This window comes from Pelomonas caseinilytica (assembly GCF_021353235.1).
In the GTDB taxonomy this organism is placed as follows: Bacteria; Pseudomonadota; Gammaproteobacteria; order Burkholderiales; family Burkholderiaceae_C; genus Pelomonas; species Pelomonas caseinilytica.
This window is the reverse complement of the sequence record NZ_JAJTWT010000001.1, coordinates 52,442-64,371: the sequence shown is the minus strand read 5'-3', so window position 1 is coordinate 64,371 and position 11,930 is coordinate 52,442. Positions and strand designations below refer to the sequence as shown.

Sequence of the window (11,930 nt, the reverse complement as noted above, 5' to 3'; positions counted from 1 at the left end):
ATGTCATCACTTCAATCCCTCGACATCGCCGCGCGCTCGGCGACCACGACCCAGCCGCCTGAGGCGCGCCGCCACGTCGCCGAGGTCGCCAAGCTCATCGACGTGTCCTCCTGCATCGGCTGCAAGGCCTGCCAGGTGGCCTGCATGCAGTGGAACGACCTGCGCGACGAGGTCGGCGAGAACCACGGCACCTACGACAACCCGCGCGACCTGACGCCGCAGAGCTGGACGGTCATGCGCTTCTCGGAGGTGGAGGTCGAGAAGGACCGCCTCGAGTGGCTGATCCGCAAGGACGGCTGCATGCACTGCGAGGACCCGGGCTGCCTCAAGAGCTGCCCGGCGCCCGGCGCCATCGTGAAGTACACGAACGGCATCGTCGACTTCATCTCCGAGCACTGCATCGGCTGCGGCAACTGCGTCACCGGCTGCCCCTTCGACGTGCCGCGCCTGTCCCAGGTCGACAACAAGGCCTACAAGTGCAGCCTGTGCTCCGACCGTGTCGGCGTCGGCCTGGAGCCGGCCTGCGCCAAGGCCTGCCCGACGGGCGCCATCCGCTTCGGCACCAAGGACGACATGCTCGACTTCGGTGCCGGCCGCGTGGCCGACCTGAAGGAGCGCGGCTATGCCAACGCGGGCGTCTACGACCCCCAGGGCGTCGGCGGCACCCACGTCGTCTACGTGCTGCAGCATGCCGACAAGCCCGAGCTTTACCATGGCCTGCCGGCCGATCCCAAGATCAGCCCGCTGGTGTCCTTGTGGAAGGGCGCCGCCAAGCCCCTGGCCGTCGCGGCCATGATCGGCGCGGCGGTGGCCGGCTTCTTCCACTACATGAAGGTCGGCCCCGTCGAGGACCCGGACGGGGCGGACGCCAAGGCCACCGACGAGGCCGACCAGGCCGACGCCTGAAGGAGGGCACGATGGCAACCCGTTTCCTGCAGCGCTACAGCGACAGCGAGCGCATGAACCACTGGTTCATCGCCCTGCTGTTCTTCCTCGCCGCCCTGTCGGGGCTGGCCTTCTTCCACCCCAGCCTGTTCTTCTTCAGCGGCCTGTTCGGTGGCGGCGTCTGGACGCGCATCCTGCACCCCTTCTTCGGGGTGGCCATGGTGCTGGCCTTCGCCGTGATGTTCTTCCGCCTGTGGCGCCAGAACGTCCTCGTCCCGGTGGACCGCGAGTGGGTGGCCCACAGCGCCGACATGCTTCGCGGCAACAAGGCCGCCATGCCGCCGGTGGGCAAGTACAACGCCGGCCAGAAGGGCGTGTTCTGGCTGATGAGCGTCTGCCTGCTGCTGCTGCTCGTCACCGGCTTCATGTTCTGGCAGCCCTGGTTCGCCAACGCCTTCCCCATCCTGCTGCGCCGCATCGCCGTGCTCGTGCATGCCGCCAGTGCCTTCGCCCTGGTGCTCGGCGTCATCATGCACGTCTACGCGGCCATCTGGGTCAAGGGCACCGTCCGGGCCATGACGCGCGGAACGGTGACCGAAGGCTGGGCGCGCCAGAATCACGCTCTTTGGCACCGCGAGATGACAGGAAAGCAGTGACCGCGAGCCCCTCCCAGAAACTCCTCAGCCCCGAAGAGATCGCCGTCCGTGCCGGCGAGCAACTGAGCTTCCTGCACCTGCCCGAGCCCGGCGTCTTCGCCGAGCGCGCCCTGCGCCTGCGCGCCCTCGCCGAGGGGCATGCGATGCGCGACTTCCTGCTCTTCGTGGCCGAGCTGGCGGACGCCCAGCACCGTGCCCTGTCGGCCGGCGTCAACCTGCCCCTGCCCACGCCGGACGACGTCGAGGCCGCGGCCCGCGCCGGCCTGCCGCTGCTGCCGGCCGACGGCCCCGCGCCCTGGCCGCGCGCCGCCGTGTGGCGCGACGCCCTGCGCGGCCTGCTCGCCGACCTCGCCCGTCACGTCGCCCCCGGCCCGGCCCAGGAGACGGCCCGTCAGCTCGCAGCGGCAAGCGACGAGCATCTCGAGACTCAGGCCGGCCGCCTGCTGTCCGGCGTCATGCTGGGGCTGGACCTGGCCGCCGCACCGCTGATCGCCGCCGGCCTGCAACTGCACTGGGTGCGCCTCGTCCAGCAGGCGGCCAAGGCCCACGCCCAGGGCCCCATCGCGCCCTTCGGCCGCACCGATGATCCCACGCTCTGCCCCTGCTGTGGTTCGCGGCCCGTGGCCTCGGTGGAGAGGCTGGGCGGGGAGGGCGCCCGCTACCTGGCCTGCGGCCTGTGCGCGGCCCAGTGGCACTACGTGCGCGTCAAGTGCACGCACTGCCAGGGCACCAAGGGCATCTCGCTGCAAAGCCTGGTGGCGCAGGACGAGGCCGTGGCCAACACCCAGCCCGCCGTGCAGGCCGAGTGCTGCGGTGAATGCGGCCACTACCTCAAGCTCATGCACCCGGCGCGCGACAACGGCCTGGAGCCCGTGGCCGACGACCTCGCCACCGTGACGCTCGACCTGCTCGTCAGCGAGTCGGGCCTGCAGCGCCACGGCGTCAACCTGCTGCTGCTCTTCGGCGAACCCGACGAGGCTCCGCCTCCCGGACGGGAGCACTGATGACGGCGCCTGACGAATCCGTGGTCCACGGTTCCAAGGCCCAGGACAAGGCGGCCCCCAAAGACCTGCCGGCCCTCGACCGGCTGTTGCGCGACTGCGCGCCGCTGGTGGTCGAGCACGGGCACACGCTGGTGGCCGCGGAGGGCCGGGCCCTGCTCGACGCGCTGCGCACCCGGGCCCTCGCCGGCCAGCTCCCTCTCGCCGAAGTCGCCACGCTGCCGGCGGCCCTGGCGGCGAGGGTGGCGGCCCGGCTGCAGCCCTCGATGCGCGCCGTGGTCAACCTGACCGGCACCGTCATCCACACCAACCTCGGCCGCGCCCTGCTGGCCGATGCCGCCCTGCAGCAGGTGCTGGCCCTGATGGGCTCGCCCAACAACCTCGAGTTCGACCTCGCCACGGGCAGCCGTGGCGACCGCGACGAGCTCATCGAAGGCCTGCTCTGCGAGCTGACCGGCGCCGAGGCCGCCACGGTCGTCAACAACAACGCCGCTGCCGTGCTGCTCGGCATCGCGGCCCTGGCCCGCGGCAAGGAAGCCATCGTCTCGCGCGGCGAACTGGTCGAGATCGGCGGCGCCTTCCGCATGCCCGACGTGATGGCCGCGGCCGGCGCCACCCTCGTCGAAGTGGGCACCACCAACCGCACCCATCCACGCGACTACGAGCAGGCCATCACACCGCGCACGGGCCTGGTCGTCAAGGTGCACACCAGCAACTACCAGGTGCAGGGCTTCACGGCCTCGGTGGACGAGGCCACGCTCGCCCCCATCGCCCACCGCGCCGGCCTGCCGCTGATGACCGATCTCGGCAGCGGTGCCCTCGTCGACCTGTCGAAGTGGGGCCTGCCGCCCGAGCCTCTGCCGCAGGCCATGCTCAAGGCCGGCTGCGACGTAGTGACCTTCAGCGGCGACAAGCTGCTGGGCGGCCCGCAGGCCGGCCTCATCGTCGGCAGCCGCGAGGCCGTCGGCCGCATCCGCAAGTTCCCGATGAAGCGGGCGCTGCGCCTGTCCAAGCTGCCCTTCGCGGCGCTGGAAGCCACGCTGCGCCTGTACCTGCGGCCCGAGCGCCTGGTGCAGGACCTGCCGACGCTGCGCCTGCTCACGCGCCCTGCCGAGCAGATCGCGGCGCTTGCCCGGCAACTGCTGCCCGAGGTGGCGGCGGCCGTGTCGCCGCGCTTCGCCGTCGAGGCCGTGGCCTTGCAGAGCCAGATCGGCTCGGGCTCGCTGCCGGTCGAGCGCCTGCCTTCGGCCGGCCTGGCCCTGACCGCCGCCGACGGGCGTGGCCGCACGCTCGAAGCGCTCGCCACCGCGCTGCGCGAACTGCCTCGGCCGGTCATCGGCCGCATCCAGGACGACCGCCTGCTGCTCGACCTGCGCTGCCTGGAAGAGCCGACGCTGCTGACGTCACAGCTGGGCGTGTTGAAGGAGGCGCTGGCGTGATTAGCAGCCATCGCATTCAACACGGCCACAGAGGCACAGAGACACGGAGGCGCTCGGATGAAGCGCAGCCTCTCTGTGCCTCTGTGCCTCTGTGGCCGTGTTCATCGCCCCTGGAGGCAGCACCGTGATCGTCGGTACCGCCGGCCACATCGACCACGGCAAGACCACGCTCGTGCACGCCCTCACCGGCGTCGACACCGACCGCCTGCCCGAGGAGAAGGCCCGCGGCATCAGCATCGAGCTGGGCTATGCCTACCTTGACGTGCCCATGCTGGACGAGCGACCTGGCGCCCGGCCGCCCGAAGCCGGGGCGCTGCCCCCTCGGGGGGCGGACGGTATTCCCGCCCGGGGACTTGATCGAATCGGCTTCATCGACGTGCCGGGTCACGAGAAGCTCGTCCACACCATGCTGGCCGGCGCTAGCGGCATCGACTTCGCCTTGCTGCTCGTGGCCGCCGACGACGGCGTCATGCCCCAGACGCGCGAGCACCTGGCCGTGCTCAGCCTGCTCGGCATCACCCGGGGCGCCGTCGTCATCACCAAGGCCGACCGTGCCGAGCCCGGCCGCATCGATGCGCTCAGGCAGGAGGTCAGGGCGCTGCTGGCCGGCTCGGGCCTGGAGGCCGCGCCGGTGCTCGTCGTGTCGGCGCCGACAGGGCAGGGTGTGCGCGAACTGCGCGAGCTGCTGTTCGCCGCCGCCCGCCAGCAGCCGCCGCGCGCCTCGGAGGGGCTGGCCGCCCGCCTGGCCGTGGACCGGGCCTTCAGCCTCGCCGGCGTGGGCACCGTCGTCACCGGCACCCTGCACGCGGGCGAGATCGCCATCGGCGACGAACTCGCGCTGCAGGGCCGGCGGGCGCGAGTGAAAAGCCTGCACGCCCAGAACCGCGCCGTCGAGCGGGCCCGGGCCGGGCAGCGCTGCGCCGTGGCCCTGGCTGGCATCGACCGCGACGAGGCCCCGCGCGGCCAGTGGCTGACGGCGCCCGCCGCGGCCCTGGCCACCGACCGCTTCGACGCGCAGCTGCGCCTGTGGCCGGGCGAGGCCCGCGCACTGCGCTCGGGTGCGCGCGTGCACCTCCACCTCGGGGCGCAGTCGGTCATGGCCAGCGTGGCCGTGCTGTCCGAGGGCGACGCCATCGAGCCCGGCGGCAGCGGCCTCGTGCAGATGGTCTGCCAGGCAACCGTCGGCGCCTGGCGCGGCGACCGCCTCGTGCTGCGCGATGCCGGCGCCACCCGGACGCTCGCCGGCGGCGTGGTGCTCGACCCCTTCGCGCCGGCCCGCTACCGCCGCACGCCCGAGCGCCTGGCCGAACTCGCGGCCTGCCAGTTGCCCACGCTGGCCCGGCGCCGCGAGCGCCTGCTGACGCTGTCGCCGCTGGGCCTGGACCTGGCCCGCTTTGCCCAGGCCGAGGGCTTGGCCGAGCCGCTGCAGGGCTGGGCCCTCGGCGAGGCGCCGCGCGCGGCGCTGACGGCCCGACTGCTGGCCACGCTGGCCGATTTCCATGCCCGTTCGCCCGACGAACTCGGCCCCGAAGCAGGCCGGCTGCGCCGCCTCGTCGCGCCGCGCCTGGCCGAGCCGCTGTGGCGCGATCTGCTGGACGAGGCGCGCGCGGGCGGCCGGGTGGTGATGCGCGGCGGCTTCGTCCACCTGCCCGAGCATGGCGTGCAGCTCTCCGCGGTCGAGCAGCGCATCGCGCAGAAGATCGCCCCCCGCCTGGCTGCCGCCGGAGCCGAAGGCGCCTGGGCGCGCGACCTCGCCAAGGACTGCGGCGAGCCCGAGCCGCTGGTGCGCGCCACCCTGGCGCGGCTTGCGCGGCAGGGCGAACTGCATCAGGTCGTGAAGGACCTCTACTGCGACAAGGCGACGATGAACCTGCTGGCCGCCATCGCGCGGCGGCTCGCCGACGAGCACGCCACGGTCACCGCCGCGGCTTTTCGCGACGCGACCGGCCTGGGCCGCAAGCGCGCCATCCAACATCTGGAACACTTCGACCGTGTCGGCCTGCTGCGGCGGGTCGGCGACGAACATCGGCTGCGCGCCGACAGCGCGCTCTTCGCCGAGAACTCGTCATGAATACCTGGAGGGGCAACGACACCGGTGTGTCGGCCGGGCTTCAAACCCGGTGGGTGATGCCACGCATCGCTGGGTGGGTTCGACTCCCACGCCCCTCCGCCGTTGGGCATTCAATCGGCTGCTGCGCGGCCACATCTGGGTCCTGCAGTGCTCGCCGTACGGGAGTACGGCCGCGCGCTTCGAACCCACCTGAGGCCGCTCGCGACGCCGACTGAACGCCCAACGTGGCGATACTGGAGCTGACCCCTCAACCCTTGGAGAACTGCATGAACCTGTCTCGAATCGTCGCCAGTCTGGCGCGTGGTGTGATGTTGTCGCTGGCCATCGCCGGTGCCGCCCAGGCGCAGCAGGTGCTGCGCGTGACCGCCATCCCCGACGAGTCGCCCACCGAGCTGGCCCGCAAGTTCGCGCCGCTGGGCCAGTACCTGGAGAGCAAGCTCGGCATGAAGGTCGAGTGGACGCCGGTGACCGACTACGCCGCTGCGGTGGAGACCGTGGTCAACAAGAAGATCGACCTGGCCTGGTTCGGCGGCTTCACCTTCGTGCAGGCCAATGCGCGTTCCGGCGGCAAGATCATCCCGCTCGTGCAGCGCGAGGAGGACGAGAAGTTCCGCTCCGTCTTCATCACCGAGGCCAGGAGCGGCATCCACAAGCTCGAAGACCTCAAGGGCCGCACCCTGTCCTTCGGCTCGCAGAGCAGCACCTCGGGCCACCTGATGCCGCGCAGCTACCTGCTGGCCGCCAAGATCAACCCCGACACCGACCTCAAGCGCGTGGCCTTCAGCGGCGCGCACGACGCCACCATCGCCGCGGTGGCCAGCGGCAAGGTCGACGCCGGTGCGCTCAACATCTCGGTCTGGGAGAAGTTCCTGGCCGAGAAGAAGGTGGACCCGGCCCAGGTCAAGGTCTTCTACACGACGCCCACCTACTACGACTACAACTGGAGCGTCCACGCCGACATGCCCGAGGCCCTGCGCGAGAAGATCAAGGCCGCCTTCCTGGCGCTGGACCCGAACACGCCCCAGGGCAAGGAGATCCTCGGCCTGCAGCGCGCCACGCGCTTCATCCCCACCAAGCCCGAGAACTACACCGGCATCAAGGCCGCCGCCGAGAACGCGGGCCTGTTGAAGTGAAATCAAAGGCAACCACAGAGACACGGAGGCACAGAGCAAACACCGAGAAGACTCCTCTCCGTGGCTCTGTGCCTCTGTGGTTGCATTTCCGCATTCGTTTCATCCGCTGCGGGTGCCGCGCGGCTCTGGAGAACTGAAGTGCACCCCTCAAGCCTCGACGCCCTGCTGACGCGCTATTCGGTCGGCCCCAAATACCTCGTCGAGCCCGGGCCGAGCGACGCCCAGCTCGCGCTGATGGCCGAGGCCGCCCTGCGCGCGCCCGACCACGCCGAACTGGTGCCCTACCGCTTCAAGCTGGTGCGTGGCGCGGCGAAAGAGGGCATGGCCGCCCTGTTTGCCGACGCCGCCCGCGCGGCCGGCAAGGGCGAGGAGGGCGCCGCCCTCGATGCGGAACGGGCCCTCAAGCCGCCCCTGACCGTCGCCGTCGTGGCCCGCATCGACCTGGGCCATCCGCAGGTGCCGGCCCACGAGCAATGGGCGGCCCTGGGCGGCGCCCTCGCCAGCTTCATGACGGCGGCCCACGCCCTGGGCTTCGGCGGCAAGATGCTCAGCGGCGCCAAGGTGCGCAACCCGCAGATCTCGGCGGCCTTCTGCGAGCCGGGCGAGACCCTGGTGGGCTGGATCGCCCTGGGCACGCCGGCCCGCACGCCCACCGGCCCTTCGCGCAAGCCGGCTGCGGCTGACGTGCTGGTCGACTGGCATCCCCCTTGCAAAGCCTGAAGCCATGGAACTCTCTCCCCGAGAACGAGACAAGCTGCTGCTCTTCACCGCCGCCTTGTTGGCCGAACGCCGCCGTGCGCGGGGCCTGAAGCTCAACTACCCCGAGGCCGTGGCCTTCATCAGCGCCGCCATCCTCGAGGGCGCGCGCGACGGCAAGACCGTCGCCCAGCTGATGAGCGAGGGCCGCGAGATCCTGGCCCGGGCCGACGTGATGGACGGCGTGCCCGAGATGATCCCGGAGATCCAGGTCGAGGCCACCTTCCCCGACGGCACCAAGCTCGTCACCGTCCACCAACCGATCCCATGAGGTCCGCCATGCGCACGATGCTGCTGCTCCTGCCCCTGATCGCCTGCGCCTCCGCCCTGGCCCACGACGGCCACGGTGCGCCGGCCCTGCACCTGCATGGCTGGGATGGCACGGCCCTCTCGGCCCTGGCGGCGGTGGCCGGCCTGGCCCTGTGGTGGCTGGTGAAGGGACGCAAGTGATGATTCCCGGCGAACTCCTCACCGCGGACGGCGAGATCGAGCTCAACCCCGGCCGCCGCACGCTCACCCTCAAGGTGGCCAACGCCGGTACGCGGCCCATCCAGGTCGGCTCCCACTACCACTTCGCCGAGACCAACGCCGCGCTCGCCTTCGACCGCGAGGCCGCGCGCGGCATGCGGCTGAATATCTGCAGCGGCACGGCCGTGCGCTTCGAGCCCGGGCAGACGCGCACCGTCGAGCTCGTCGACCTGGCCGGCGACCGCACGGTCTACGGCTTTCGCGGTTTGGTCCAAGGCAAGCTATGAAGATCTCCCGCAGGGCCTATGCCGAGATGCTCGGCCCCACCGTCGGCGACAGGCTGCGCCTGGCCGACACCGCCCTCGTCATCGAGATCGAACAGGACCTGACGCTGCGTTCGGGCGGCTACGGCGAGGAGGTGAAGTTCGGCGGCGGCAAGACCGTGCGTGACGGCATGGGCCAGTCCCAGCGCCCCAACGGCCCGGGCGCGGGCGACGCGGTGGACACCGTCATCACCAACGCCGTCATCCTCGACCACTGGGGCATCGTCAAGGCCGACATCGGCCTGCGCGGCTGCCGCATCGCCGCCATCGGCAAGGCCGGCAACCCCGACGTGCAGCCGGGCGTGGACATCGTCATCGGCCCCGGCACCGAGATCATCGCGGGCGAGGGCTACATCGTGACGCCCGGCGCCATCGACACCCACATCCACTTCATCTGCCCGCAGCAGATCGAAGAGGCGCTGATGAGCGGCGTGACGACGATGATCGGCGGTGGCACTGGCCCCGCCACCGGCACGCTGGCCACCACCTGCACGCCGGGGCCCAGCCACATCGCCACCATGCTCAAGGCCGCCGAGGCCTTCCCGATGAACCTGGGCTTCATGGGCAAGGGCAACGCGAGCCGGCCCGAAGGCCTGATGCAGCAGGTCGAGGCCGGCGCCATCGGCCTGAAGCTGCACGAGGACTGGGGCACCACGCCGGCCGCCATCGACAACTGCCTGGCCGTGGCCGAGGCGACCGACGTGCAGGTCGCCATCCACACCGACACCCTCAACGAGAGCGGTTTCGTCGAGGACACGATCGCCGCCTTCAAGGGCCGCACCATCCACAGCTTCCACACCGAGGGTGCGGGCGGCGGCCATGCACCGGACATCATGAAGGTGGTGGGCTTGCCAGAAGTGCTGCCCAGCTCCACCAACCCGACGCGCCCGTTCACCGTCAACACGCTGGACGAGCACCTCGACATGCTCATGGTGTGCCACCACCTGGACGCCGGCATCGCCGAGGACCTGGCCTTCGCCGAGAGCCGCATCCGCCGCGAGACCATCGCGGCCGAGGACATCCTGCACGACCTCGGCGCCATCAGCATGTTCTCGTCCGACAGCCAGGCCATGGGCCGCGTTGGCGAGGTGTCCCTGCGCTGCTGGCAGACGGCGCACAAGATGAAGGTCCAGCGTGGCGCCTTGCCCGGCGACGGCGACGGCAACGACAACGCGCGGGTCAAGCGCTACCTCGCCAAGCTCGCCATCAATCCGGCCCTGGCCCACGGCATCAGCCACGAGGTGGGCAGCATCGAGGTGGGCAAGTGGGCCGACCTCGTGCTCTGGAAGCCGGCCTTCTTCGGCGTGAAGCCCGCGCTGATCCTGAAGGGCGGCTTCATCGCCGCCGCGGCCATGGGCGACCCCAACGCCTCCATCCCCACGCCCCAGCCGGTGCACTACCGCCCGATGTTCGGCGCCTTCGGCGGCGCGCTGGCCCAGGGCTCGCTCACCTTCGTCAGCCAGGCGGGGCAGGGCGCTGCTGCCAAGCTGGGCCTGGCCAAGACCCTGGTGCCGGTGAAGGGCTGCCGCTCGGTCAGGAAGGCCGACATGGTGCACAACCACTACCTGCCGACCATGGACATCGACGCCCAGACCTACGAGGTGAGGGCCGACGGCGTGCTGCTGACCTGCGAGCCGGCCAAGGAGTTGCCAATGGCGCAGAGGTATTTCTTGTTCTGAGCGTGCGCATTCGCAAGGTGGGGGGAGCCGGCTAACCCCGACGTTTGACGGCCGCAGCCCGTTGGGGTTCACTGCGTTCACCGCAACCTGCCGGGCTCCCTCCGATGCGAGCGCTTCAGCAAACCCTCATCCCCCTCATGGTCACCCTGGCCCTGGCCGCCACGGGCCCGGCCGTGGCCGAAGAATCCATGCCTCGGGGCTGCCCCACCGCGGGAGCGCCGGCCCAAACCCAATCCAGCATGAGCCGTCACCCCACAGCATCGGCGGACTCGCCGGACCAGCAGGCGATCCGGAAAACCATCGAGGAATACCTGCGCGGCCATGCGCAGGCGTCCGCGGCAGCGATGCGCAATGCCTTCCTGCCAACCGCCCACGTCGAGGGCAACCGCCAGGGCAAGTTCACGTCGTGGACGCTGGACGACTACGCGGGCCTCTTCACCGGGGCCGTGGCGGCGGACGAGGCGTCGCGGGTACGGACCATTGACTGGATCGATGTCCAAGGCGATGCCGCCGCGGCCAAGGCCACGCTGGTTCATGGCCCCACCACGTTCACGGACTATTTCGTGCTGCTCAAGGTGAACGGCGAATGGCGGATCGCCAACAAGGTCTATCACGGCGGGCCCACGCTGCAGCAGTGACCGTGGTGCTGCTTGGCCTTTCGTGCGCCGTTCAGGCAGGGTCGGGGGCTGACTCGGAGAACAACCCAGCCTCCGGCCAGGCGATGGAGCCCAGGCGCCGCGTCGAGATGCTCTTGGCTTCGTCGGGAGGCAGGCCGAGAGCGCGCAGCGCCGCCGCCGCGGTCTGCTCGGCGAAGTCCTTCTCGCAATCGTCGTAGAGCATGCAGCGTGAGGCGCCGAGCACGGCGCCGGCGGTGATGTTCAGGGCCAGCGTGATGGGCATGCGCACGAACCGCCGCTGGCGAATCCCGGCGGCGAGGTCTCGCCGCACGAAGTCCAGCAGCATGTCGGGCCCCCGCACGTCGGGCCAGCCCAGCCTCACGAGAAAGGCCGCCACCGCCGGCCGCTCGACCGCGGCCCGCGACACCAGCCGGATGCCGCCGGCGACGCGCTCGGCCGGGTCGTCGAACTGCTGAACCACGGGCTCGGCCAAGCGGATGATTTCGTTGGCGATCTGCGTCGCCACCTCGGTGAGCAGTGCATCGATGGACGGGAAGTACTTGTAGAAGCTGCCCCGGGCGACCTCCGCGCCCACCACGATGTCGTCGATGGTGAGCGCGGCCGGGCCCTTCTCGGCGCCGATGCGCACCGCCGTGCCGAGCAGCCGCATCCGCATCCGCTCCCGCCGCTCGGCGGCGACCCGCGGGCGGTGATCTTCCATGGACATCGTTCTTGCCTTTCGCGTCTCGGGCCGGAGGGTCGGCCCCGTTCATTGTGACGCCGCCGTCATCGTGACAACTCGTCGACATGACGCCCCGTGCCAGACGCGGTGGCCTAGGGTAAGCCCGGAACACGCAAAGCGAACGTCAATGTCATGATGACAATATCGTCATTTTGACGAG

The 11,930-nt window shown here is 70.8% G+C and carries 13 protein-coding genes and 1 tRNA gene; 13 read left to right on the top strand and 1 reads right to left on the bottom strand.

Annotation, left to right across the window (positions count from 1 at the left end):
• The 13 genes from fdxH to LXT12_RS00265 all read left to right on the top strand — a co-directional run bounded on the left by fdxH (position 1) and on the right by LXT12_RS00265 (position 11,049).
• Positions 1 to 906, top strand: a complete 906-nt coding sequence (gene fdxH, locus LXT12_RS00325; protein WP_233388343.1) for a formate dehydrogenase subunit beta — start codon at positions 1 to 3, stop codon at positions 904 to 906.
• An 11-nt stretch (positions 907 to 917) separates the two neighbouring features.
• Positions 918 to 1,541 carry a formate dehydrogenase subunit gamma gene (locus LXT12_RS00320; RefSeq protein ID WP_233388341.1) on the top strand — a complete coding sequence of 208 codons (624 nt, stop codon included), beginning with the start codon at positions 918 to 920 and terminating at the stop codon, positions 1,539 to 1,541.
• Positions 1,538 to 2,545: a formate dehydrogenase accessory protein FdhE gene (fdhE, locus tag LXT12_RS00315; protein WP_233388339.1), complete on the top strand. Its 1,008-nt coding sequence runs from the start codon at positions 1,538 to 1,540 to the stop codon at positions 2,543 to 2,545. The genes LXT12_RS00320 and fdhE overlap by 4 nt, the downstream gene beginning before the upstream one ends.
• On the top strand, positions 2,545 to 3,981 hold the full coding sequence (gene selA / locus LXT12_RS00310; protein ID WP_233388337.1) for an L-seryl-tRNA(Sec) selenium transferase: 1,437 nt from the start codon (positions 2,545 to 2,547) through the stop codon (positions 3,979 to 3,981). Before fdhE ends, selA begins: the two co-directional genes overlap by 1 nt.
• 124 nt (positions 3,982 to 4,105) lie before the next feature.
• Positions 4,106 to 6,052: a selenocysteine-specific translation elongation factor gene (selB, locus tag LXT12_RS00305; protein ID WP_233388335.1), complete on the top strand. Its 1,947-nt coding sequence runs from the start codon at positions 4,106 to 4,108 to the stop codon at positions 6,050 to 6,052.
• Positions 6,053 to 6,058: 6 nt separating this feature from the next.
• Positions 6,059 to 6,151, top strand: a tRNA-Sec gene (locus tag LXT12_RS00300).
• A gap of 167 nt (positions 6,152 to 6,318) precedes the next feature.
• Positions 6,319 to 7,185, top strand: coding sequence for a putative selenate ABC transporter substrate-binding protein (locus LXT12_RS00295; RefSeq protein ID WP_233388333.1), 867 nt, complete (start codon positions 6,319 to 6,321; stop codon positions 7,183 to 7,185).
• A 138-nt stretch (positions 7,186 to 7,323) separates the two neighbouring features.
• A complete protein-coding gene (locus LXT12_RS00290) occupies positions 7,324 to 7,905 on the top strand; it encodes a nitroreductase family protein (RefSeq protein ID WP_233388332.1) in 582 nt (193 codons plus the stop codon).
• Positions 7,906 to 7,909: 4 nt separating this feature from the next.
• Complete coding sequence (locus LXT12_RS00285) at positions 7,910 to 8,212, top strand: urease subunit gamma (RefSeq protein ID WP_233388330.1); 303 nt, start codon at positions 7,910 to 7,912, stop codon at positions 8,210 to 8,212.
• An 8-nt stretch (positions 8,213 to 8,220) separates the two neighbouring features.
• The gene (locus LXT12_RS00280) at positions 8,221 to 8,391 is read left to right on the top strand and encodes a hypothetical protein (RefSeq protein WP_233388329.1); all 171 of its coding nucleotides are present in this window, start codon (positions 8,221 to 8,223) and stop codon (positions 8,389 to 8,391) included.
• Entirely contained in the window at positions 8,391 to 8,696 is a 306-nt protein-coding gene (locus tag LXT12_RS00275) for an urease subunit beta (RefSeq protein ID WP_233389655.1), read from the top strand. Before LXT12_RS00280 ends, LXT12_RS00275 begins: the two co-directional genes overlap by 1 nt.
• Complete coding sequence (gene ureC / locus LXT12_RS00270; protein ID WP_233388327.1) at positions 8,693 to 10,411, top strand: urease subunit alpha; 1,719 nt, start codon at positions 8,693 to 8,695, stop codon at positions 10,409 to 10,411. The genes LXT12_RS00275 and ureC overlap by 4 nt, the downstream gene beginning before the upstream one ends.
• Before the next feature lie 137 nt (positions 10,412 to 10,548).
• The gene (locus tag LXT12_RS00265; RefSeq protein WP_233388325.1) at positions 10,549 to 11,049 is read left to right on the top strand and encodes a nuclear transport factor 2 family protein; all 501 of its coding nucleotides are present in this window, start codon (positions 10,549 to 10,551) and stop codon (positions 11,047 to 11,049) included.
• Between the two features lie 31 nt (positions 11,050 to 11,080).
• Here LXT12_RS00265 and LXT12_RS00260 read toward each other — a convergent pair whose 3' ends face one another.
• On the bottom strand, positions 11,081 to 11,749 hold the full coding sequence (locus tag LXT12_RS00260) for a TetR/AcrR family transcriptional regulator (RefSeq protein WP_233388324.1): 669 nt from the start codon (positions 11,747 to 11,749) through the stop codon (positions 11,081 to 11,083).
• Between the last annotated feature and the right edge of the window lie 181 nt (positions 11,750 to 11,930).

Coding starts and splice junctions, on each gene's coding strand:
- LXT12_RS00260 (WP_233388324.1), bottom strand. CDS start 11,749: ATGGAAGATCACCGCCCGCGGGTCGCCGCCGAGCGGCGGGAGCGGATG.
- LXT12_RS00280 (WP_233388329.1), top strand. CDS start 8,221: ATGCGCACGATGCTGCTGCTCCTGCCCCTGATCGCCTGCGCCTCCGCC.
- LXT12_RS00320 (WP_233388341.1), top strand. CDS start 918: ATGGCAACCCGTTTCCTGCAGCGCTACAGCGACAGCGAGCGCATGAAC.
- LXT12_RS00265 (WP_233388325.1), top strand. CDS start 10,549: ATGGTCACCCTGGCCCTGGCCGCCACGGGCCCGGCCGTGGCCGAAGAA.
- LXT12_RS00285 (WP_233388330.1), top strand. CDS start 7,910: ATGGAACTCTCTCCCCGAGAACGAGACAAGCTGCTGCTCTTCACCGCC.
- ureC (WP_233388327.1), top strand. CDS start 8,693: ATGAAGATCTCCCGCAGGGCCTATGCCGAGATGCTCGGCCCCACCGTC.
- selA (WP_233388337.1), top strand. CDS start 2,545: ATGACGGCGCCTGACGAATCCGTGGTCCACGGTTCCAAGGCCCAGGAC.
- fdxH (WP_233388343.1), top strand. CDS start 1: ATGTCATCACTTCAATCCCTCGACATCGCCGCGCGCTCGGCGACCACG.
- LXT12_RS00295 (WP_233388333.1), top strand. CDS start 6,319: ATGAACCTGTCTCGAATCGTCGCCAGTCTGGCGCGTGGTGTGATGTTG.
- LXT12_RS00275 (WP_233389655.1), top strand. CDS start 8,391: ATGATTCCCGGCGAACTCCTCACCGCGGACGGCGAGATCGAGCTCAAC.